20 protein-coding genes and 1 riboswitch are annotated in these 22174 nt (G+C 48.3%); of the genes, 5 read left to right on the forward strand and 15 right to left on the reverse strand.

The features are described from left to right. Positions 1-96 precede the first annotated feature (96 nt). A complete protein-coding gene (locus AC4EHJ_RS09195; RefSeq protein WP_490975261.1) occupies positions 97-1002 on the forward strand; it encodes a MerR family transcriptional regulator in 906 nt (301 codons plus the stop codon). A 133-nt stretch (positions 1003-1135) separates the two neighbouring features. Here AC4EHJ_RS09195 and AC4EHJ_RS09200 read toward each other — a convergent pair whose 3' ends face one another. Together AC4EHJ_RS09200 and AC4EHJ_RS09205 are read right to left on the reverse strand one after the other, a co-directional pair. Next, a complete protein-coding gene (locus tag AC4EHJ_RS09200; protein ID WP_290212582.1) occupies positions 1136-1321 on the reverse strand; it encodes a hypothetical protein in 186 nt (61 codons plus the stop codon). Between the two features lie 365 nt (positions 1322-1686). Continuing rightward, positions 1687-2982, reverse strand: a complete 1296-nt coding sequence (locus tag AC4EHJ_RS09205) for an NCS2 family permease (protein WP_490975262.1) — start codon at positions 2980-2982, stop codon at positions 1687-1689. 184 nt (positions 2983-3166) lie between these two features. On the opposite strand from AC4EHJ_RS09205, the gene AC4EHJ_RS09210 reads away from it, so the two are divergent. After that, a complete protein-coding gene (locus AC4EHJ_RS09210) occupies positions 3167-3313 on the forward strand; it encodes a hypothetical protein (protein ID WP_490975263.1) in 147 nt (48 codons plus the stop codon). 15 nt (positions 3314-3328) lie between these two features. Here AC4EHJ_RS09210 and AC4EHJ_RS09215 read toward each other — a convergent pair whose 3' ends face one another. From AC4EHJ_RS09215 to AC4EHJ_RS09240, 6 genes are all read right to left on the reverse strand, one after another. After that, the gene (locus tag AC4EHJ_RS09215; protein WP_490975264.1) at positions 3329-4540 is read right to left on the reverse strand and encodes a NupC/NupG family nucleoside CNT transporter; all 1212 of its coding nucleotides are present in this window, start codon (positions 4538-4540) and stop codon (positions 3329-3331) included. A gap of 246 nt (positions 4541-4786) precedes the next feature. Further along, positions 4787-7849: an efflux RND transporter permease subunit gene (locus AC4EHJ_RS09220; protein ID WP_490975265.1), complete on the reverse strand. Its 3063-nt coding sequence runs from the start codon at positions 7847-7849 to the stop codon at positions 4787-4789. A gap of 389 nt (positions 7850-8238) precedes the next feature. Beyond that, complete coding sequence (locus tag AC4EHJ_RS09225) at positions 8239-8490, reverse strand: hypothetical protein (RefSeq protein ID WP_490975266.1); 252 nt, start codon at positions 8488-8490, stop codon at positions 8239-8241. A gap of 132 nt (positions 8491-8622) precedes the next feature. After that, positions 8623-9789 (reverse strand): TraB/GumN family protein, encoded by a 1167-nt coding sequence (locus AC4EHJ_RS09230; protein WP_490975267.1) that lies wholly within the window; start codon positions 9787-9789, stop codon positions 8623-8625. 104 nt (positions 9790-9893) lie between these two features. Next, positions 9894-10742: a KPN_02809 family neutral zinc metallopeptidase gene (gene ypfJ / locus AC4EHJ_RS09235; protein ID WP_490975268.1), complete on the reverse strand. Its 849-nt coding sequence runs from the start codon at positions 10740-10742 to the stop codon at positions 9894-9896. Positions 10743-10809: 67 nt separating this feature from the next. Continuing rightward, entirely contained in the window at positions 10810-11412 is a 603-nt protein-coding gene (locus AC4EHJ_RS09240; RefSeq protein ID WP_490975269.1) for a class I SAM-dependent methyltransferase, read from the reverse strand. A gap of 105 nt (positions 11413-11517) precedes the next feature. Then, positions 11518-11696: riboswitch (Lysine riboswitch) on the forward strand. Between the two features lie 157 nt (positions 11697-11853). Here AC4EHJ_RS09240 and dapA point away from each other — a divergent pair. Next, positions 11854-12744 carry a 4-hydroxy-tetrahydrodipicolinate synthase gene (dapA, locus tag AC4EHJ_RS09245; protein WP_490975270.1) on the forward strand — a complete coding sequence of 297 codons (891 nt, stop codon included), beginning with the start codon at positions 11854-11856 and terminating at the stop codon, positions 12742-12744. 42 nt (positions 12745-12786) lie between these two features. Here dapA and AC4EHJ_RS09250 read toward each other — a convergent pair whose 3' ends face one another. The 4 genes from AC4EHJ_RS09250 to AC4EHJ_RS09265 form a co-directional block, all read right to left on the reverse strand. After that, positions 12787-13629 carry an STAS domain-containing protein gene (locus AC4EHJ_RS09250; RefSeq protein WP_490975271.1) on the reverse strand — a complete coding sequence of 281 codons (843 nt, stop codon included), beginning with the start codon at positions 13627-13629 and terminating at the stop codon, positions 12787-12789. Positions 13630-13748: 119 nt separating this feature from the next. Further along, positions 13749-14063, reverse strand: coding sequence for a GGDEF domain-containing protein (locus tag AC4EHJ_RS09255; protein WP_490975272.1), 315 nt, complete (start codon positions 14061-14063; stop codon positions 13749-13751). Continuing rightward, on the reverse strand, positions 14021-14206 hold the full coding sequence (locus AC4EHJ_RS09260; RefSeq protein WP_490975273.1) for a hypothetical protein: 186 nt from the start codon (positions 14204-14206) through the stop codon (positions 14021-14023). Before AC4EHJ_RS09260 ends, AC4EHJ_RS09255 begins: the two co-directional genes overlap by 43 nt. 180 nt (positions 14207-14386) lie before the next feature. Beyond that, positions 14387-15028, reverse strand: a complete 642-nt coding sequence (locus tag AC4EHJ_RS09265; RefSeq protein WP_490975274.1) for a Yip1 family protein — start codon at positions 15026-15028, stop codon at positions 14387-14389. Between the two features lie 270 nt (positions 15029-15298). Between AC4EHJ_RS09265 and AC4EHJ_RS09270 the strand changes: the two genes are divergently transcribed. After that, a complete protein-coding gene (locus tag AC4EHJ_RS09270) occupies positions 15299-16192 on the forward strand; it encodes a DUF2382 domain-containing protein (RefSeq protein WP_490975275.1) in 894 nt (297 codons plus the stop codon). 69 nt (positions 16193-16261) lie between these two features. Here AC4EHJ_RS09270 and AC4EHJ_RS09275 read toward each other — a convergent pair whose 3' ends face one another. Next, on the reverse strand, positions 16262-17722 hold the full coding sequence (locus AC4EHJ_RS09275) for a CoA-acylating methylmalonate-semialdehyde dehydrogenase (RefSeq protein WP_490975276.1): 1461 nt from the start codon (positions 17720-17722) through the stop codon (positions 16262-16264). 12 nt (positions 17723-17734) lie between these two features. Next, a complete protein-coding gene (locus tag AC4EHJ_RS09280) occupies positions 17735-18937 on the reverse strand; it encodes an iron-containing alcohol dehydrogenase (protein WP_490975644.1) in 1203 nt (400 codons plus the stop codon). 347 nt (positions 18938-19284) lie between these two features. Between AC4EHJ_RS09280 and AC4EHJ_RS09285 the strand changes: the two genes are divergently transcribed. Continuing rightward, complete coding sequence (locus AC4EHJ_RS09285; protein WP_490975277.1) at positions 19285-20568, forward strand: ATP-binding protein; 1284 nt, start codon at positions 19285-19287, stop codon at positions 20566-20568. A gap of 331 nt (positions 20569-20899) precedes the next feature. Here the strand turns inward: AC4EHJ_RS09285 and AC4EHJ_RS09290 are convergent, their stop codons facing one another. Continuing rightward, positions 20900-22168 (reverse strand): ATP-binding protein, encoded by a 1269-nt coding sequence (locus tag AC4EHJ_RS09290; protein ID WP_490975278.1) that lies wholly within the window; start codon positions 22166-22168, stop codon positions 20900-20902. Positions 22169-22174 lie beyond the last annotated feature (6 nt).

A 22174-nucleotide genomic window follows, 5' to 3' on the forward strand; every position in this document is an offset into this window, starting at 1 on the left:
CCGATAAACGATATTGCAAAGGCTCTGGGCTTTACGGCGTCCGGAAATAAGTTGTATAATTATTATACAAAAATCTTAAGGAATGTAGGTAATGCTATGTACAACATCAAAGCAGCTGCCAAAATTTTAGATATGCCAAAAGTGACGATCCGGTCGTGGGAAACGCGCTACAGCGCCATCACGCCAGCCCGAACGGAAACCGGTCACCGCCTTTATTCAGACCAGAATCTGGAAGACTTGCAATGGCTGAAAATCCAAGTCCAGGAAAAAGGCATTAAAATTAGTGAGGCCGTAAAGCAACTGCATTCTTCCAAGAGAAAACCGTTTGAAAAAGTGGAAGTTCCGGGTGATTTTAATGCACATACCTACGACAAACAGATTTATGAATTGTATATGGCCGCGTCAGAATTAGATACAGAACGCTTTAATTACTTATTGGATTTGAACTTCTCGCTTTTCCATTACCGCACGGTGTTTTTTTCGATTGTCGTACCGTTGATGGTGAAAATCGGCATAGAATGGGAAAACGGCTCGATGCCAGTTGCCCATGAGCATTTAATCAGCCACCTCATCCAGCAGCGATTCACACAATTTTTCCGTGTGTTCCCGACTTCAACCGAGTTGCCTAAAGTCATGGCGTTATGCCCAAGCGGCGAGTTCCACCAGCTTGGCTTAATGCTTTTCACGCTTTTTCTGCGTGAAAACGGCTTCCCGGTCATGTTCTTTGGTGCCGACACACCGCTTGAAGGATTGGCGGAAATCGTCGAGCACCAAGACACCCGCATCGTTTGCATGGCCATTTCCGACCCCTCTTCCCGTCCTGTGGTCGAGCGCTACATTGCCGACATCGGAAAGGCTAATGACAGCATCCACTTTATGATTGGTGGACAAGGCATCGTTGAACCGTTGACAAGCGGCAATGTCTCCTACATCGGTCCAACTTATGAATTATGGCAGCAAGAATTGGCCCGGATCAAAGAACTCCCATTAAGCAATGCTTAATGGGAGTTTTTCTGTATAGCTTTTATAGCGTTAATGTAAAGTCAGCGATGATACAATAGAATCAATTATCTTTATTTTTTAGTAAAGCCAAACAAAAAAACGTTATTTCAAATGCAAAAAAAGACCCGGCTGCTTACAGCAGGTCAAGGTCTTGGTAATCTTTCTGGTATGGGCCATTGTCTGTGACTTCAGAATGGTACAGGGCCTTCAGCGCGAAGCCTTTTTCAAGCTCCATCTCTTTCATCAAAATTTTCAAGCGCTTTTTCAACTCTGGATGATCGCTGACGAGCTGTTCCATTTTCGATTTCGTGTATTTCATGGGAATTGCAACTCCTTTCCGGTGTTCTTTGTTCCATTATACCACCGCTCAATAAGAAAACGCTGTCGAGAAATTTTAAACAGCCACTTTCAGCTCTTGAATTTATTGCCTCGGATAGTGAGTTTTAAATTGTGAAGAAAAGGCAGCGTGATAAGAGGGGAATGGATGTATTTCACAAGCGACATGCGAAAAAGACGGGTGGAGCGGCGAAGAAAACGGGGTTATGCGCGTTCGTGAAGCTTTATGCGCGCTCAGGAGAATTTACGCGCGTTCAGCCAATGTTGAGTATCTTCCTGCCGAATTGATTCTAATTTAACTTCTCAAAAAACCCCGCATTTGCAAGGAGCAAATGCGGGGTTTGCGTTTCAAATATAATGCAGTACGAAGTTCATCAGGAACAAGCCTGAGATAACGTATAGCGGTACAGAAACTTCGCGCCATTTGCCGATTCCGATTTTGAGGATCGGGTACAGGATAAAGCCGATGGCAATGCCATCCGCGATGCTGTACGTAAACGGAATGAGCGCGATGATCAACAGCGCCGGGAACGTTTCGCTCATGTCTTTCATCTCGATGTTGCGAATTGTCTGCAGCATCAGCCCGCCGATAATGATCAGGATTGGTGCAATCGCACTGTCCGGAATCAGTTTGATGAGCGGAATGAAAAACACGGAAGCCAAAAACAGAACGCCGGCAGTGATAGCTGTCAAACCTGTACGGCCGCCTGCTGTCATGGCTGCGGCACTTTCGACAGAAGCCACTGTTGGGCTTGTGCCGAAAACGCCGGAAGCCATTGCCGACAGCGAAGTCGCCTGGAAGGCGCGCCCGAATTTTTCAGGCTGGTCGATGAAGTTGACTTGGCCATGGACGATTCCGATGTTTTCAAATACCATCACCATGGTCAGCGAGAAAACCGCGGCCCAAAATACCATCGAAAATGCACTGTCGAACGACATTGCGTCGAAGCCAGCGAAAGCTTCTTGCATATTAAGCGAAGAATCTCCCATGCTGCTCGTATCAATCAAGCCGAAAAATGACGCAATAACGGTACCCGCGATAATCGTGATGAGAAAATTCCCCGGCACATTGCGGATAAACAAAATGACCGCCAGGATTAGCGTCAATGCCGTTGCCATCACAGTTGGATCGCTAAGTGAACCAAGCGCCAGAATCGACACTTCTCCACGTATGACGAGCCCGCCTTTTTCAAGGCCCAGCAGCATCAGGAACAGGCCAAGGCCGACCGTAATCGCTTCTTTCAGCGAATGCGGCACAGCTGCGCTGATCACTTTCGCAAAGCGCGTGAAAGCGATCGCTACGAAAATCGCACCGGTGACAAAGACTACTGCAAGTGCTTCCTGCCACGTCAGGCCCATCGACTGCACCATCGTGTATGAAAACAGCGCATTGATGCCCATGCCAGGCACCAATAGGATTGGCGCATTACCCCAGAAGCCCATCACGAAAGCCCCGAACACCGAGGCGCCGATTGTTGCGATGATTGCCGCCTCGATCGGCATACCGCCTTCCGATAAGATCAACGAGTTGACTGCAATGATGTAAACGACTGTAAAGAAGCCGATTAATCCCGCCGTCATTTCGCGCTTTACCGTCGTACCGTTTTTTTGAAGACCGAAAAATCGGTCCATCCAATTAAACATATATTTCAACCTTCTATTAAATTAGCCCTCTCCCTACCCGCTCTGCCTATAAATTTTATAGGTAAGCCAAGACAAAATTGTAATCCGAAAATGCTTTAGTGTCAAGGGTTGGCGCTTGTCATCTTGTATGGTTTATTGGCATCAGTGATGCTATAATTCAGATACTTTACCCAGAGGTGATCGATTGGAGCGATTGACTGAAAACGAAGCATTGGAAACCTTGCTGCTGCGCCTTGCGGGGGAGCATCCGCAAAGGAAGCTAGCTCCCACCTACAAAAAAGAAAATTTACTTTCAAACAAAAAACCTCACCCGTGGATTACCCGCGGGTGAGGTTTTTATACTCTATTAAACGAACATGCCGGCGATTGCTGCACTTAGTAGTGAAGCAAGCATACCAGCCGCTACAGCACGCATGCCGAGGCGAGCGATGTCCGGACGGCGGTTCGGCGCAAGAGCACCCAATCCGCCTAGCAGGATAGCAAGCGAGCTCAAGTTAGCGAATCCGCACAACGCGAAGCTGATTACCAACACAGTTTTAGGTGACAAGTTTGCAATTTCCGGGGCAAATGCTGTGTAAGCGACAAATTCATTCAATACCAGTTTCTGGCCGATGAAACTGCCTGCCTGTACAGCTTCTTCCCATGGCACGCCGATTGCGAAAGCAAGCGGGGCGAAGACGAAGCCAAGGATGCCTTGGATTGTCAGGTTATCAGCTCCGAACCACGAGCCAATTCCGCCAAGCATCCCGTTCAGCATAGCGATCAAGGCGATGAACGCAAGAAGCATTGCACCGACATTCAGCGCAAGCTGCAAACCATCTGCTGCACCGCGTGCGGCAGCATCGACGACGTTGACCGATGACTGGTCTTTTTCCATGACGAATTCTTTTTCAACAATTTCTTCTGTTTCCGGCATCATGATTTTCGCCATGATCAAACCGGCAGGAGCGGCCATGAAGCTGGCGGCCAACAGGTATTCGAGAGGCACGCCCAAGAGCGCGTAACCCGCCAACGTAGAACCGGCTACTGAAGCCAGTCCGCCTGTCATAACTGCGAATAATTCCGACTTTGTCATGTTTGCGATGAACGGGCGGATAACGAGCGGTGCTTCCGTTTGGCCAACGAAGATGTTTGCCGCTGCGGAAACGGATTCCGCTTTGCTTGTTCCCAGCAATTTCGAAAGCGCGCCACCAAGAATTTTAATAAACCATTGCATGATTCCCAAATAATACAAAACCGAAATCAATGAAGAAAAGAAGATAATGATCGTCAAGACTTGGAACGCGAAAACGAAACCGAAGTTTGCTGCGTCTGCCGCTGGCCCAAATACGAAGTTGATCCCTTCTTTTGCGTAATTGATAACGTTTTGCACTTTATTTGAAAGCCATAATAAAGCGTTTCTGCCCAATTCCCATTGCAGCACCATGAACGCAAAAGTAATCTGTATTGCTAAACCGCCCAAAATGGTGCGCAGCTTAATTGATTTACGAGCACTTGACATTAAAAAGGCAAGTCCCAGGACGACGAATACACCGAATAAACCCCATAAGAAATTCACATTTTCACCTCATTGTTTTTTTCAATCTGAAACGCTTTCATTTCGGATTGGTTTTCCTTAAAGCTAGTCCTCTGTCGTCAGACATCTTATCAAATCTACGATGATAAGTAAATGCCTAACCTGTGACAAATCTTTAATAGAAAAATGTTTAAATGCAATGAAAATTCACATTATGGAACCTTTTTCAGCCGCCGTTCTTTCTTCTCCCACTTTATTACCCACTGAATCATTTAAAAAACGCGCAGCTTATCGCTGCGCGCTAACTTTATTTTTTCGGTGGCTAATCCGGTAAAACACAAGATAAAGTGCCGGAATCATCACCAAGGTGAAAAGGCTGGAGAACGTCAGCCCTGCAATGATCGTAATCGCCAATGCTTCGAAAAGCGGATCTCCCGTCAGCGCGACCGGAATCAACGCGACAATCGAAGTCACAGATGTCAAGACGATCGGCTTGATGCGGGCATAGCCGGATTCAATAATTGCTTCGTCAATGTTGAAGTTGCCGGACAGCCGGCGCATTTCAACAAAATCGATCAGCACGACGGCATTTCGAACGACAATCCCGGTCAATGAAACAATCCCCATAACGCCAAGGAAACTTAATGGCGTCTGCGTTAAGAACAAGCCAAGAATCGCACCCGATACGCCCAAGTATACGGCAATTAGGACCAGGAATGGCAAAGCGAACGATTTGAACTGGAACGCGATGACCAAGTAAACAAGCAGGATGACGACCAGGAACAAAACACCGATTTCAGTGAAGAATGCTTCCTGATCGGAATTTTCTCCGCCCGTCGACAATTCATAGCCGGACGCCAAGTCTTCTTTCTGCGCATCGACCACTTCAAGCATGCTGGCTTCAAAATCAGCAGCCTCGCCAAACGCTTTCAATGTAATCGCGCGTTCGGCCTCTTGATGCGGCACCTGAGCCAAAGCAGTCGTCTCCTCAGGTGTCAATAATTCATCTAAGCCCACTAAAGTCGGCGGCCCTGGCTGTGCTTGCGGTGAAGAGGCAGGCACTTGGAAATCAGCCAGATTAATGTCCTGGCCGTTCTCTATACCCGACTGCTTCAGTGTTACTTCATATGGCTTCTGCCCTTCGTAAATGCTGTAGAGCGGAACGCCTTGGGTCAAGAATTGCAGCTGCCCTGTCACCGTGCTGAGTGGAATGCGGTTTGCTTCGAGCGCTGCCTGGTTCGGCACGTATTCCACAGCCGGAACCGGATCTCCCAAATTATCTGTGACGACGTCTGCGCCATTTTCCAGCATCGCCGCTTTTAATTCATCGCGCAATGCAGTCAGTTCCTCAAGGTTCTCACCTTTAATGGTCACGATTACCGGTGCACCTGCTGGCGGACCTTGGATAATCGTATCCAGGAAAATTTCCGCTTCCGGGTACTGGTCGCGCAACACTGGCTGCCATTTCTCGATAAACTCGGCTGCAGTGGTTTGTTCCCGGTCGATCCGGAACGCCACTTGCCCTGTATTCGAGCCGGTATTATCCATCGAAGAGGCGAATAAATTCGGCAACCCTTCCCCAGTGAAAATCGCAATCTCTTCGACATTCGGGTCATCGCTCCTTAACCCTTCCGTTACGTCAGCGAGAAATGCATTGGTTTCTTCGATCGAAGTCCCTTCTGCGAGGCGTACGTTCATCGTCACCTCTTTGCGATCAGCAGCTGGGAAGAATTCGAATGGCGTGAAAAATGCCAATACCAGAAAGCCGGTAGCCAGCACCAATCCTCCAATGCCGATCCATAGCGGACGCTTTAATACGCCGCGCAGTACTTTTTCGGAATAAAACAACGCCAGCTTCTCAAGCGGCTTGCCCAGAAAACCAGGTGTGTCGGATATTTTTTTCGAGCGGCGTTTTGTCTTTAAAAACTGCATCATCGGCACTAAAGTAATCGAAAGTATCGTAGACGCGATGATTGTCGTGATGAGAATGCTCGGCAATGCTTTGATGAACGCGCCATTCCCCCCTGACAGCAGCAAGAGCGGAGAAAACGTCACGACAATTGCTAAACTGGAAGCGATGATTGAGGAAAAAACTTCTTTGACGCCATTGACAGCGCCGTCTAATGGGGCGTCACCCAGCTTGTAGCGGCGCTGAATGTTGTCATTGACGACGATGCTGTCATCGACCAAAATACCGATCGCAATGATTAAACCGATGACCGATATCTGATTCAAGTCGACGCCCATCGATGGAATCGGGATCATCCCGATCAATACCGAGGATAGAACCGTCACCGCAACTACAAATGCACCGAATAGCGTCAATCCGGCGGTCGTCACCACAAGCACGGCAAGTACGGCAATCAAGAGCGACACATACAATCCTTCAAAAATCGAGATGACATTTTCAGCCTGTGATTCGTAGCGTTCCGCCTCAACGCCAGCAGGCAAGTCTTCATTGAATGCGTCAATCACTTGGGATACGTTTTCATCCACGCCAGGCACGTCCTGGCCCGTTTGAAGAAATACCGTGTACGAAATGGCTCGTTCGCCTTCGAACGTGACAATGTCTTGGGTTTCGCCATCCACTGTTTCAATCACTGCAATGTCTTCAAGCGGCACTGCCGCAGAACCGACCTGCAGTTTTCTCAGTTTTTCGATGCCTTGCTCCTGCTGCACCGTCAAAACCACCCGTTCGTTGCCATTGTCATGGGTGCCGAGTGACAGCGGCTGATTAGCCTGTTGAAGCGATTGCAGCACTTCGAATGTCTGCAAGTTGTTCGCTGCCAATTGGTCTGCTTTCAGTTCAATAAGGATCTGCTGGCTGTTCAAGCCTTTGACAGCGGTGCCGGCCACTCCGTTCACCGATGCCACCTCTTCAGACAGTTCGGCTAATGCTTGCTCCATACCGCGGAGCTCCTCTTCATCACCGTAGAACATATACGATACAAGAGGGAATGTCAGGTCGAGCTTTTCTACTGACGGCTGTTGCGCCTGTTCAGGGAAGCTGCTCGATGCGCGCTGCACTTGTTGCTGCATTTCCGTCACCAGCTCATCCGGGTCGAAGCCGTCTTCCAGTTCAAGCGTGATGATGGAAGCGGAATTCGCTGATACCGATTGCAACGACGATATGCCATCCACTTTCTGCAATTCCTGTTCAATCGGGTTGGTGATGGCTGTTTCGATTTCCTCAGGGCCAGCGCCTGGCAAAATTGTTGACACCAGCACAAGGTTCGGCGGCGTCTCCGGAATTTCCCGCTGTGGCAGCGTGACAAAAACATATGCACCGATAACGGTGAAAATAAAAATCAAGAATATGAATAATTTGCTGCGATCCAATAGGTATTTCATGTAGTGCCTCCTCCGCTTCTATATTAGTTGAACCAATGAATTTCCATTATCGATATTCCGCAAAACAGCTGCGAAGCGCAAAGCGTTGCAATAGACTTCAATGTCTCGAAGCTAGCGCAGCGTTGCAACGGTTTTTCATGTCCCGAAGCTAGCGCAGCGCTGCAGGGACAGGGACAGGGACAGAGACAGGGGCAGGGGCAGAAACAATCGTCCTTGCACTGCCCAAAGCATCCGGAGCGAATTTCATTATGCTACTTCTTTAGTTCAACTTCATATATGTACTATTCTACTGTATAATTATTGTATAATATTTATATAAGAAAGGCCAAATTGGCAATCGAAAATTGCAGAAAAAGAGGACCGGAGATATCCGGTCCTTTTCCTTGCGCTCAATGCATATGCTGAGCCCTTTTGTTCTTCATGAAATATGCTGCCGCAAAAATTAACAGCGGTGGAACTATGCTCAACTTGAACCACATGCTTCCGCTTCCGTCGAAGGCGATAAGGCCCATCGGCAAAAGCAAAGCCGCGCCGCTCCAAGCGAGCGCTTTCCATGACCGTTTCCATAAACCGTAGACGAACAAGATGACCGATGCAATGACCAGCGACCAGAGCAGGATTCCCATAAGGAATAAGCCCATGATTTGTTCCTCCCCAACTGTAATGTCTTTCTCTCTGTATGTTTACTTCTCTATACCCGTTCTAAAACCCTTTCAATACATGCCATAAGAAAAAAAGCCGGGCGCACAAAGCGTCCGGACTTTCGAATTTAATTATAGGTTTTTCAGGAATAGGCGAATGACGTCTGCCCCGCCGATGATGTTCCCGGCGGAAGTGCCGATGTTTGTCAGCACGACGACAAGCAGGACACGCGTGACTTTATTGTCCCAAAAGCCTTTAAGGGTGAATACATCTTTGGACAAGGTTTCAAAATCGCCGACATTCGGGCGGCGGACATATGCCTGCATTAGACCGGAGAACCAGCCTGCGGCGAGCAATGGATGAAGTGCGCCGACAGGTCCTCCGACAAACGCAGTCAGGATGGCGAGCGGATGGCCAAGCGCCAACGCCGCTCCAATGGCGCCAAGTGACGCCGTCCAAAGCACCCAGCTGATCGTGCCGTCGATGCCCGCAGCGGGATTATTGTAGAATGTAATCGCCAAAAGGACGACCAGCAAAATCGGCAGTGCCCAGCCAAGAATCTTTGGCCATTTCGATTTCGGCGGCACTTCAGATAATTTCTCCAGGTCGTGTTCGCGGTGAATTTCTTTGGTGATGCCTGGTACGTGCGCCGCACCAAGCACCGCCACTATTTTCTGTCCTGGGGCGTCTTTGATTTTTTGGGCCAGGTATTGATCCCGTTCGTCGATAAGCGGTGTTTTCAGTTTCGGAAACGATTTGGTGAAATCGTTCAATACAGCGTTCAGCGTATCTTGCGATTTCATCTTTTCAAGGTCTTCCTCAGAAATCGTTTCGCTGCTGAAAATACTGTAAAATACGGAGGTTAACAGCTGCGCTTTTCCCATGAAGCCAATATTGCTCCAGATGCGGGAAAAAGTGACCTGGATGTTGCGGTCTGCAAGCACCAACTCTGCACCGGTGTCTTTGGCGGACTCAATGCCTTGCAGCATTTCCTGCCCCGGCTTGATGCCGAACTGGTCAGCCAGACGGTTCTGGAACGAGGAGATCGCCAAGTTCATCAGCAGCAAGCTGGATTTCTTTTCTTTGATGACTTTGAAAATATCGGTTTCTTTCCACTTGCTCTTATCAGTCACCGACTGGTAGCGCTGGGCGTCCAGCTCAATGCATACCGAATCCGGCCGCTCCGCTTCAATGACTTCTTTGACCTGCACCGCGCTTTGGCGCGAAACGTGTGCTGTACCGATGAGAATAATTTCCCGGCCGTCGATGTACAGGCGCGTTATATTTTCTTCATGCATGGATTTACTTCCTTCACAGAACCTAATTTCCCTCCGCCGCAAGGCGCAAAGACTGTCTATTTCAATAATGAATCACATCGCCGAAAATATCAACTATTGTCGCGTCATAACCCGGTTGCGTTGAACGTGTTGCCGTTGCGCAGATCGCCATGTTCAAAACCTCTATAGAACCAGCGCTTGCGCTGCTCCGAAGTGCCGTGCGTAAAGCTTTCCGGAACGACATAGCCGCGTGACCGTTGCTGGATGGTGTCATCGCCTACCGCACTGGCAGCCGTCAATGCCTCTTCCAGATCTCCTTCTTCAAGGAGGTCCATGCCTTCTGCGTGGTGCGCCCAGACACCCGAGTAGTAATCCGCCTGCAATTCAAGCTTCACTTGAAGCTCATTATAATCTTCCTCGCTCAGCTTATTGCGCATCGGCTGCACTTTGCCCATGGTACCAAGGAGGTTTTGTACGTGATGCCCCACTTCATGCGCAACGACGTAAGCCATCGCAAAATCGCCAGGTGCCTGGAATTGGGTCTGCAATTCTTCGTAGAAGCTCAAGTCAATGTAGAGTTTCTGGTCGCCGGGGCAATAAAACGGCCCAACCGACGCACCCGCTGTGCCGCATGCCGAATCAACGCTCTCTGTGTAAAGCACCAAGGTCGGCTCCTCATATTCCAAGCCCTCTTCCGCGAACACTTCAGTCCATACCTGTTCTGTATCCGCAAGAACGACTGACACGAATTCCGCCAATTCCTCTTCTTCTTGGGATGCCACATATGGTTCATTTGACTGCGATCCGCCGCCCATCGTATCCAACATCGCACCCGGATCCCCTCCAAGAAAAGATACCAACAAAACAATAAGCAAGCCGCCGATGCCGCCTCCGGCAATCAGGCCGCCGCCTCCGCCACCTCTTCCTCTTCTGTCTTCAACGTTGCCGCTGCCTGCTCTGCCCTTCCATTTCATCTATTTCCTCTCCTCGCCATTCACTTTTTATAAGCTATACCCCATTCGGTACCGCTTTTAATCCATTTCAATCGAGGCGGTAAATTAAAAATCGCTCTCTTAAATCGCCTTCCACTCCCGGCAGTTCAACTTCCTGGAACTGTTTAAATCCTGTGCTATGCTCCAAATAGCCGATGTAATCCTCTGACGGAAAGAATAAGATCAGCTCGACATTCCGCAGCGAACGTTCCACGGACTTCAGGATATTATTGATGACCGTGATGAAAATCTGAACAGAAAATGGGTTAAAAAAATAGAATTTATTGTCGTGGGGATGAATTCGGTATTGTTCAGCGAGTGTACAGACAAAACGGATCCGCCCTTTTGCCGCTGGCCGCTTTTGCACGTAGGACTCCAGGTTTTCACAGGCTTGTTGGTGAAGGCCCTGATCCATTTCGACCCCGGTCGATGCCGCGCCGAACAAATGGTGCACCAAAAAGTTGAGGCGCCCTTTGCCGGAGCCGAAATCGACGAACCTATCTTCCGGGGATAAAGGATAGCTATTGAAAAGTGTCTCGAGCAGTTCATATGGTGTCGGTTCGTAGCGATTGTAATGGAAGGTATCATGGAACCCCTGCTGTATGCCTGAAGTATGGATATTCAGGTCGTGATCGTATTGCCGTTCGTCCATCAAATCTCCTCGATTCTTATAAAATAGTGCCTTGCATACTTGCAATTAAAGCAGGAATTTGGTAAAGTCTAGCTAATTCAATAATTTCTTGCTCCGCTTTTTCGGAGTGAGGATAGAGGCGCAAAAACCATCAGTAGACAGCTCGAGGATGATGAGATCCGATGACAGCTGCTGAAAGGGGAATTTGCCGAAGTGGCCAGGCGCTCATTGCCGATGTTGCTGGGTCTGCATTAAACAAATGCAGGACTGTCATATAGGAGACTATATGGAGGGCTATCTGACGCATGGATTGAGCGCTTTACACGCTAATCCTATCGCAGCAACGAGACCCTTCGTTGCTGCTTTTTTGTTTTTCCGATACGCTTGCCGCCTCTGATTACGCACGATCAACGCAGCAGCAGACAATAGAACACACAAAAAAATGAGAAAAGGGTGGTATTTATGAATTTCGGACAAGTAGTGACAGCAATGGTGACGCCATTTGACGCAAGCGGTGACATCGATTTCCCCGCAACTGCAGCCCTAGTGGAACATTTAATTGAAACCGGGAGCGATGCATTGGTGGTAGCAGGCACTACCGGCGAATCGCCGACTTTATCGGAGGACGAAAAGATCGACCTCTTCAAGTTTGTCGTCGATACTGTCCAAGGCCGCATTCCAGTCATTGCAGGAACCGGCTCAAACAATACACGCGCTTCAATCACGTTGACGCACGGTGCAGAAGAAGCGGGCGTTGATGCCATTATGCTGGTGACACCATATTACAATAAACCTTCACAAGAAGGCATGTTCCAGCATTTCCAAGCGATTGCAGCCGCCACTCATCTGCCAGTCATGCTATATAATATTCCTGGGCGCAGCGTCGTCAATCTGTCAGTCGACACCATTGTGCGCTTAGCCGCAATCGACAATATCGTCTCCATCAAAGAAGCAAGCGGGAGCCTTGATGCCGCAGCCGAGATCATTGAACGCACACCCGATACGTTCAGTTTATACAGCGGCGATGACGGCTTGACCTTGCCGCTTCTTGCAATTGGCGGAACAGGCATCGTATCTGTAGCTGCCCATATCATCGGCCGTGAAATGCAAGTGATGATTTCCAGCTTTAAAGCCGGCGACACGGCAAAAGCCGCGCAGCTTCACCGCACACTTCTGCCGGTCATGAATTCGTTATTTGCTGCACCGAATCCAGTTCCTGTTAAATCAGCATTAAACTGGGCTGGTGTAGCAGTGGGCGGCGTACGCTTGCCGATGATTCCGTTGACGGAACAAGAAACACTGACGTTACAAGAAACTTTAGCGCCGGTAGTAAAAACGGCCGCTACACAATAATAAAAAACCCGCTGAAGCAAAGGCTTCAGCGGGTTTTTTGCATCAAGTTTCAGCAGTTAATTTTTTAAAGGCTTGTTTCAAGCTGCCGCCAAGTGCCAGCTGCCGGACATCGACACCTAAATGCGTAATCGTCTGGGCAATTTCTGGCCGGATACCGGTCAGAACAGCGTGCACACCGATCAATTTCAGCGACTCAGTCAACATGATAATTTGTTGTGCCACCATGGTATCTACTTTCACGACACCCGATAAATCGATGATCAACGTTGAAACGTCCAAATTGCCGACTGACATGAGCGTTTTCTCCAGAATGTGTTCTGCGCGGTCCACTTCGATTGCACCGACAAGAGGCAAGATCGCAATTTCGTCATTGACGGGCACAACTGGCGAAGACAGCTCCAAATACTCCGTGCGCGCTTCCTTAAGATTTTTTTGATACGAATTGATGTACGCGAAACTATAAGAATACGCCGCATGGTCAAGCAGGCTATGGAAAAATTCCATGACCTCGAAAAGCACTTCAAGTTCTATGCCTTTGTATACAGCTTCCGACTTGATAACTTTCCCGATATGCTTGCGGTAAATATTCGTTTCCGCTAAAGCGCTATCGAGCTGCATGCCTTCTTTCAGGAAATAATTCCCGGTGGCATGGCCCCATTCAGCAATCTCATCGTAAGCCTGTTGCGGATCAAGGAAATTCGTGATGGATTTGCCGATCAATCCAATCAGCCCTGAACGGAACTCGATAACCGCCTTCAGCAACTCTCCATAGCCTGCAACATCTGCCGGGCTGGCATCTTTTAATGCCTCTTCCTGGATCAATTGGGCGATTAAATATTTATCTTCTTCCACCCGTTGGCCGAGCAGTGTAACTTCCCTTTTCATGTGGTACCTCCCGAAGTAGCGTTTGTCATTCATTGTCTTTTATTATACCTGTCAGTCAACGATTTAGGATACTGAAAAATTCCTCTTATTTATTGCCCAGGAAATAATCGGTTTCCGCGTCATCCTGTTGTTACGCAATTGCAGCCACCATTCTTTGCAGCATAAAGCGCTTTATCTGCACGGGCGAACAGTTCCCTAGCAATGTCTCTCACTTGGTAGCTCGCCACTCCGATACTGACGGTGATAGGGACATGCCGCCAATCGGCCTTTTCGAGGCGCCCACACAACTTTTCACCAAATTCTTTTGCCGGTTGTATGGCATGCCCGGGCAGCAGAATGATGAATTCTTCTCCACCCATTCGTGCAACGATCGCTCCGCTTTTAATTTCGCTCAAGAGTTTATCAGCCAACTCCTGCAGGACGGCATCTCCCATGGGATGGCCAATTCCTCTTCAAAAGCAGGCGTGATCGCACTCCATACATCTTGGTCACAGCCCAAACCGTGCCCGAACACCAACGCTTTTTTCCCATTTCCAAGCAACTTTATGTTATTGCGTTGCATCGTCTGCTGTTGCACAAGCAGCTCCCCCTTTTGCCCCTAGCAATTCTCTGTCTCGTTTTTAACTTCTTATCATCCATAATATCATCAAAATTCACAATAAAAGCGTCCCAACCAAATTATCCTATTATTTGAAAGTTAGAGAGGTACAAAAACCCCCATCTACACTTTCATAATTATCCAGAACTTATAAGCTTCCTAATAGAATTGATTAAAAAACGAAGCGAAAATGACAAAGACAATAAGAAGCACTAATATCGTAATAACGATGCCTGGCAACACGACAATGAAAAACCCTTTCCAAGACGAGACATGGTGCGCTTCGCCCACCGCTTTGCAGACGATGATGAATGTCCAGACGGAAACAACCGCCAGCACTATAGACATGATTGCCACAATTGGATTTCCCGCCACATCTGCGCGGTCTGCAAAGAACGTTTCCGGAGATGCAAGCGCCCAAATGATCAGCAGCGGCAACAGCCAAATCTGCGGTATTTGCGCTGCAGGAAGCGCTTTAAACATTTCCTGATAAGTCGCCGTTCCTTTGAACAGCCGTCCTACAAGTGTCAATATAGCTGCTCCTAAGAAATAGCCTACAGCACTCCCTATCGGACCGGTGATCAATGCCTGAAGAATGGCCGCCCAAGGGGCCATGTCCGAACTGCGGGTATTCATCATCCCTAACAGGCCGGATGCGAATCCTGTCAGGACAATGAGCAAAATCATATATTTGGCCGATTTTCGTTCAATGACGAAACGCACTGTTTCACGCGTTCTCAGCCAAATATCGGTGAATGGATTCACCTCACGCTCTTTGCTTAATCGATCTTCTCTTACCATAATTCCCTCCTCCTTCCTCTCGGATATAAAGACGGACGGCAGCAGCATCGCATTTTTTTCTCTGATATTTTCTAATACCCTAATTAGGCTTTTATTAAATATATATTATAGGTAAAGACTGAGGAACTTTGATTTTCAGTTCCAGAAAAGTTCCTATTCTCAAGAATAATGTATATTTTGGATGTTTATAATACTGAAAAGGGTGGGTACACTACCTCTACCTTAACTTTTAGGTTCTACACCGAACCATATACTGAGGAGGAATTTATAATGACAAACCATGAAAACAAATTGATCGGCGCATATGACGTACAGGCAGAAGTATTAAATAAAATCACAGAGTTGAAATCACAGGGCTATAGCGAAGATGACATTTATGTCGTTGCGCAATACCACGACCAGGTGGCGATGGTTGAGCGGCAGACTCATGTGCATGTTGAAGCGGATTCAACAGAAGCGAACGGTACACCGCAACAAGAAGAAGGCTTCATGGGCAAATTCATCAACTTGCTGGCAGGCGAAGAAGCTTCAGGCGACGCATTCAACAGCATGAACTTAAATGAAAAAGATGCGGAACAATCCCGCCGGCAACTTGAAGAAGGCAAATTGCTGGTTTATGTCGACAGTGACTTTAACGAATCTTATAATTCATTCCACGAAAAACGCGGAACTTCTTCTTCCCGTGAAGGCTTTGCAGGCGGCAACACAAACGGTGGTTTTGCGGCTGGAAGCACAAATGGCGTATCATCTTCTAACGAAGAAGAGAAATTGCGCCTTCATGAAGAACGTTTGAATGTCGACAAAGAGCGTGTGCAAACCGGTGAAGTGAATGTCGGCAAACACGTTGTTGAAAACGAGCAGACAATCGAAGTTCCTGTTGAGCGCGAAGAAGTATACGTTGAGCGCCGCCCAGTGAACGATTCATCGACTTCAACGGATACGAATCATTCATTTGATTCTAAAGATGCTTATACAGAAGGCGACACAATCCGTGTGCCATTGACGGAAGAGCGTGTAGAAGTGACGAAAACAGACGTAGTTGCTGAAGAAATTGTCATCGGCAAACGCAAAGTCCAAGATACAGAGCAAGTGAAAGAAACAGTCCGTAAAGAAGTAGCAGACATTGACGGCGATGTGGAAGACAAAGACCGCAACCGCTTCTAATTCAACAAAAGTGATTATGAAAAAAGCCCCCCGGAATTCCATTTCCGAGGGGCTTTGCTATGTCACCGTTCAGCTCCAGCGGGCTGTCAGCATTTTTCGTCTTGTGTAGAATTCGACGCCGTCAGATCCGTTGGCGTGAAGGTCTCCATAGAATGAGTTTTTCCAACCTGAGAACGGGAAGAACGCCATCGGAGCAGGGACGCCCAAGTTGACGCCAAGCATGCCGACTTCGATGTTCTCACGGAAATAGCGCACACTGCGTCCACTTTCAGTAAAGAGGCAAGCTCCGTTGCCGAAATCCGATTTATTGGTCAGTTCAATCGCTTCTTCCAATGTAGCGGCACGGACAATGGACAAGACCGGCGCAAAAATCTCTTCTTTCCAAATGCGCATATCGGTCGTCACGTTATCGAAAATGGTCGGGCCGATGAAATAGCCATTGTCTTTCATGCATGCGTCTTCGCGCCCATCACGCAGCAACAGAGCGCCTTCCTGCTGGCCAACTTCAATATATTTAGCCGTTTTCGCTTTATGCTCGTCACGGATGACCGGCCCAAGGAAGACGCCTTCGTCCATGCCGTTGCCGACTTTCATGCTGTCTGCCGCTTCCATCAATTTTTCGACCAATGCATCCGCTACATCGCCTACTGCAATGACAACCGCGCATGCCATGCAGCGTTCGCCAGCAGAACCGTAAGCAGCTGAAACGATTTCTCTTACCGCCGGGTCAAGCTGCGCATCCGGCATGACAATCGAGTGGTTTTTCGCGCCGGCCAATGCCTGTACGCGTTTGCCGTGGCTAGTCCCTGTTTTATAGACATATTCCGCAACCGGCTGTGAACCGACAAAGGAAATGGCCGGGATGCCAGGATGTTCAAGAATGCTGTTAACGACTTCACGCCCGCCGTGGACGATATTAAAGACGCCTTTCGGCAATCCCGCTTCTTCGAATAATTCCGCCAGGCGATTCGCAAGCAATGGCGTTTTCTCTGAAGGCTTCAGGATGAATGTATTGCCGAGTGCAATCGCCAGCGGGAACATCCAGCACGGCACCATCATCGGGAAGTTAAAAGGCGTGATGCCGCCGACTACACCGACAGGATAGCGGTACATGCCGGATTCGATATCCGTTGCGATGTCTGGCAATTGCTTGCCCATCATCAAGGTAGGCGCCCCAGCCGCAAATTCAACACACTCGATGCCGCGCTGCACTTCCCCTTTGGCTTCGGCAAAGCTTTTGCCGTTTTCCACTGTGATCAATTCCGCCAGCTCGTCCCAATGATCGACCAGCAACTGCTGATATTTGAACAGGATGCGCGCGCGCCGCGGCACTGCTGTTTTGCTCCATAGTTTGTAAGCCGCTGCCGCTGCTTTTGCTGCGTCATCGACATCTTCCAATGTGGAAAGCGGCACTTGCGCAAGAATTTCTCCCGTCGCCGGATTCGGCACGTCATCGAATTCCGCTGTTTTCGCTTCCACCCATTCACCGTTGATATAGTTTTTCAATCTATCCTTTGTCATAGTTTCCATAATAGTTTCCTCCTAAAGGTTTGCTTTTGCCGCGCCGCTAGCTGTAAATTCATAATCGAAACAAACGCGGTAAAGCTCTTCGATTTCCTGCTGGTCCGGAATCCGCGGATTATTGCCCGGGCTGCCGCTGGCCAACGCATCCACTGCCATTTTAGCGATTGAACGGCTGAATTGGTCCGCATTGATGCCCCAGTCGCGCAAATTCGGAATTTCCAGATCCAGACATAGCCGCTTGACTTCATCCACTGCGAATTGCGCCGCTTCTTCTAGGGTCAGCACCGTTGTGTCTCCGGCGAAGACCCGCCCTAAATCAGCTAAACGCTCAGAGCAAGATTCTTTGCTGAATTCCAGCACTGCCGGCAGCAGCATGGCATTCGAAACACCATGCGGCACATGGAATAATGCACCAATCGGACGGGACATGCCGTGTACCAGACACACAGAAGCATTCGAGAACGCCATTCCCGCATACATTGATCCGGTCGACATTGCTTCACGCGCTGCAGTATCTTCTGAATCTGTGTAAGCTTTGCGCAAGTTCGGCACAATCAGTTTGATGGCAGCCATCGCGAGGACGTCGGTCATCGGATGCGCTTTTTTCGACAAATAAGCTTCCACTGCATGGCTCAGCGCGTCAACGCCGGTTGCCGCCGTGACTTTTTTCGGCGACGACATCGACAGCAACGGATCGACAATCGCCACAGCCGGCATAAATGCGGGTTGCTTGATCATCATCTTCACGTCATTTTCCGTATTTGTGATGATTGTGACATCCGTTACTTCCGACCCCGTGCCGGCAGTCGTCGGTATGGCCAGATGCGGAACGGGCGCTGCTGAAGCGACTTTCGCCATGCCCATATAATCGCCGATGAAACCGCCGTTCGCCGTCAGGACCGATACCGCTTTCGCTGTATCGATGCAGCTTCCGCCACCAAGCGAGATGATTAAATCACATCCGCTTTCGTTGAACAACGCTAAAGCTTCTGCGACATATGTATCTGTCGGTTCCGACTCCACTCCAGTATAAACTTCGCTTTCCACATTTTCCTTCTTGAGCAATTCAACGCAGCGGCTGACATTTCCAAGCGCTCCCATGATTCCGTCGCTGACGATGAGCGCCTTTTTCCCCCTTAAAGCCGCCTCCGTGCCTGTGCGCTCGAATGCGCCGCGCGCATAGACGATCAACTGCGGTGTTCTGAACGTTTCATATCCCATCAATGCCCTCACTCCCATCCTTTTTGCTATTCAATTAAACCGAACCGCTTTCTATTTTATCACGAATGGGCAGACTTTTCTGAAAATGGAGAACCACCTCTTTTTTGGAATAAAATCTGGCTAATGATAAGAACGCTTCAAATGATTAATAATTCAGATTATTAATTGACATTTAATATCGTGATTGATACCTTTATAGTAACTACGAATCATTAAATGACAGTCTTATTGTCATATTTATGACGTTATGGATAGGTAAGTTGAACTCCTTCCCCCATATTCTTTGCGGGTATTTGTCCACCGGTCAAGCGCCATTGAATTTCACCACAATAAAAGGAGGTATTTAAGTGAAAAGCACGAAGCAAAAAAAGATTTTAATTCTCAGTGGAATTATCCAAATGATCGATGTAGTGAAAACAGCGCAGAAACTAGGTTTGTACACCATTGTTACGGATCGGGATCCTGATTCGCCCGCCAAAAAGCATGCAGACAAATCTTATGATGTCAGCACTTCTGACACCCAGAAATTAAAAGAAATAGCCAAAGCTGAGGGCGTTGACGGTGTCTTCAATGCCTTTGATGACATTAACACATGGAATGCCCAGGCTTTATGCCAAGAATTGGGCTTGCCCTTCTACGCTACAATTCAACAATTGCAAATCTGCTCCGATAAGAATACATTCAAGGAGTATTGCCGCAAGTACGGTGCCCCTGTCATCGAGGAATTCGAGCTGGGCGGCGATTTAGCTGATGAAAACTTAAAAACTTTGAAATACCCGGTTATCGTAAAACCTGTAGACAGCTATGCCAGCCAGGGGATTACAGTGTGCCATTCGCCCGAAGAAGTGCGTGCCGGTTACGAGAAAGCGTTGAAATTCTCTAAATCGAAGAAAGTCATTGTGGAACGCTTCGTTGATGAAGCATATGGTGTGCAAAGTATCTATACAATCCAAAATGGTATTATTGTGCTGAACGGCGTCGCTGATCGTTATGTCCATAAGCATTCAAAAGAATTCCCGCCGCTGCCAATTGCCATGATTTTCTCTTCGCAGCACCGGGAACAATATATCGAGTCGGTGGACCCTTATATCAGAAAGCTGATCAAAGGCATCGGCATCCGCAACGGAGTCGTTTTCATCCAATCACTATTTGAGAATGATTCATTCTATATCTATGAGATGGGCTTCCGGCTTGGCGGTTCCCAGATGTATTCCATAATCGAAAAGCAGACAGGGATCAATCAAGTCGAGATCATGCTGGCACTGGCACTCGGAGAAAGCATCGATCATTTGGACATGAGTCCTTATGATAACGGCCATATGCCCCATCCTTCCTGTAACCTGCCAATTCTGCTCAGCGGGGGAATCATCGGCGAAGTGTCAGGCATCGAAGCCATCCGAGAACTCCCGGCTGTCATCCATACCGCTATCAATAAAACATCTGGCGACAAAGTCCTAGTTACCGGCTCATACACCCAGATGTTCGGCCGCTTCACGATTGTTGCAAACTCCATGGAAGAGTTGCACGAAACCATAGCCATCATTTATAAACACCTTAAAATTGTTTCTACCGAGGGCGAGGACATGATACTTGTGCGGTACCAGCCAAAAGCTTTACCCGTCTACGAATAAACGCAAAAAACCGGAGCCCCTTATTAAGGACTCCGGTTTTCTTATGTGTGCCGGCATTCTGCCTTGGCGGAATACACTTTTTCAATTAAAGGAGCCGTTTGCTGAAGCGAACGGTTTTTCCTATTGCTTTTTTGGACCTGGATCGTGGAGTGGTGCCTTTTTTTGCTAGTGCCGGTTAACTTCCGAATAGTTCATGTTAACTTCTCACTAAGTCATGTGGATTCTCCGGCACTTCATGTTAACCAAAAAATAGTGCATGTTAACGCGAGAACCTCCAACTCAACCCACAGATGGATGCCTTTTCTTCCTACCTCTATTGTTCGATTATAAGTTACCGGCCAATAATCTGAGAAGGCAACTTTAAACTCACCGTCGTGCCTTTTCCGATTTCGCTGGTAAAGGAGATGGCCCCATCCATTTCACGGATCAACTGCTGAGTGACTTTCAGTCCCCGGCCAATGATGGTGTTGCTATCTTCACGGTTGAAATCCAGCAAGGAAGCCAGCTGTTCGGGGGCAATGCCAATGCCTGTATCTTCAATGTAGATCAACAAATGGTGTCGTTTCATCAAAGTGGAAATTTGGACCTTGCCGCCGCGCGATGTAGCGTCTATTGCATTTTTTGTCACGTTCAACAAGATTTGTTTGATGCGCAAAATGTCTTTTTTCAGCACCAGCTGTGGATCGATGTCAAAAGCCGTTTCGATGCCTTTTTGTTCGATATACGGATTCAGCGTAGCCAGCACATCTTCCATTATTTTCTCTAAGGAAATGGTGTCTGGCTCCCTTTCCATTTCCGCAATGGTGAAATGCTGAGCGACAGCGTCTTTCAGCTTGCTGATTTCCAGCACAGCCGCTCGGGATTGTCCTCTGACGCCTGGATCTTGCGAATTGGCAAGCGGCTCCAGCTGCTTAACGGACCTATCCAGTCCTTGCGCAAGCTCCAGCGAAAGCAGATCATTGATTTCGGTGACGTAATTCAGCTTCTCCGACTTCAGTGCCTGGTCTTTCAAAGCCGAGTAGAACTTGATCGACTCAGAGAAATAAACATACAAGCTGGTCGACAGCACATACAAAAGCAGCATTACGCCGAAAATCGGCAAACTATTATGCCATAGCCAGTCTGCTGCACCGGTCATGTAGAAATGCACACTGATGGCGCTGACCACGATTAGCCACGTCAAAACGCTGAAAGCAATCCCTCTTTTGAGTTTATTGCCAAAAGGCTGATGGATGAAATGCCGCCCCAAAAAGAAGAACAGTAGTAGGATGAGCACGGCTACCAGCAAGACGTTGAGCGATCCGAGCATGCCGCCAAGTGTGAAGCGGTAAATTACCAGCATCGTTGCCGTTATGCCGCCGCTTAATAAGCCGCCGTAGAGCAGGGATACCAGGAGGGCAATCCACCGCAAATCCCATACGAAGCCAGCCCCCGAAATGACCGGGAATGTCATACATAAAATCGCTGACAGCCCAAGTATGCCGCCTAAGTAGAACTTGGCATGCAGCTTCGAGTAATCTGACAGGATGAATTGGAAAAAGTAAAGCGGGGTCAGAATCAGAAAAAAATTAAGCAGAAAATCTTCTATTGCAAAGGCCATTTATGT

It is taken from the genome of Planococcus sp. TJ-301, assembly GCF_058268475.1.

What these genes read in the sequence shown, in the direction of transcription:
- AC4EHJ_RS09195 (WP_490975261.1), top strand. Translation starts at nt 97, where the DNA reads ATGTACAACATCAAAGCAGCTGCCAAAATTTTAGATATGCCAAAAGTG.
- AC4EHJ_RS09200 (WP_290212582.1), bottom strand. Translation starts at nt 1,321, where the DNA reads ATGAAATACACGAAATCGAAAATGGAACAGCTCGTCAGCGATCATCCA.
- AC4EHJ_RS09205 (WP_490975262.1), bottom strand. Translation starts at nt 2,982, where the DNA reads ATGTTTAATTGGATGGACCGATTTTTCGGTCTTCAAAAAAACGGTACG.
- AC4EHJ_RS09220 (WP_490975265.1), bottom strand. Translation starts at nt 7,849, where the DNA reads ATGAAATACCTATTGGATCGCAGCAAATTATTCATATTCTTGATTTTT.
- AC4EHJ_RS09225 (WP_490975266.1), bottom strand. Translation starts at nt 8,490, where the DNA reads ATGGGCTTATTCCTTATGGGAATCCTGCTCTGGTCGCTGGTCATTGCA.
- AC4EHJ_RS09230 (WP_490975267.1), bottom strand. Translation starts at nt 9,789, where the DNA reads ATGCATGAAGAAAATATAACGCGCCTGTACATCGACGGCCGGGAAATT.
- ypfJ (WP_490975268.1), bottom strand. Translation starts at nt 10,742, where the DNA reads ATGAAATGGAAGGGCAGAGCAGGCAGCGGCAACGTTGAAGACAGAAGA.
- AC4EHJ_RS09240 (WP_490975269.1), bottom strand. Translation starts at nt 11,412, where the DNA reads ATGGACGAACGGCAATACGATCACGACCTGAATATCCATACTTCAGGC.
- dapA (WP_490975270.1), top strand. Translation starts at nt 11,854, where the DNA reads ATGAATTTCGGACAAGTAGTGACAGCAATGGTGACGCCATTTGACGCA.
- AC4EHJ_RS09250 (WP_490975271.1), bottom strand. Translation starts at nt 13,629, where the DNA reads ATGAAAAGGGAAGTTACACTGCTCGGCCAACGGGTGGAAGAAGATAAA.
- AC4EHJ_RS09255 (WP_490975272.1), bottom strand. Translation starts at nt 14,063, where the DNA reads ATGGGAGATGCCGTCCTGCAGGAGTTGGCTGATAAACTCTTGAGCGAA.
- AC4EHJ_RS09265 (WP_490975274.1), bottom strand. Translation starts at nt 15,028, where the DNA reads ATGGTAAGAGAAGATCGATTAAGCAAAGAGCGTGAGGTGAATCCATTC.
- AC4EHJ_RS09270 (WP_490975275.1), top strand. Translation starts at nt 15,299, where the DNA reads ATGACAAACCATGAAAACAAATTGATCGGCGCATATGACGTACAGGCA.
- AC4EHJ_RS09275 (WP_490975276.1), bottom strand. Translation starts at nt 17,722, where the DNA reads ATGGAAACTATGACAAAGGATAGATTGAAAAACTATATCAACGGTGAA.
- AC4EHJ_RS09280 (WP_490975644.1), bottom strand. Translation starts at nt 18,937, where the DNA reads ATGGGATATGAAACGTTCAGAACACCGCAGTTGATCGTCTATGCGCGC.
- AC4EHJ_RS09290 (WP_490975278.1), bottom strand. Translation starts at nt 22,168, where the DNA reads ATGGCCTTTGCAATAGAAGATTTTCTGCTTAATTTTTTTCTGATTCTG.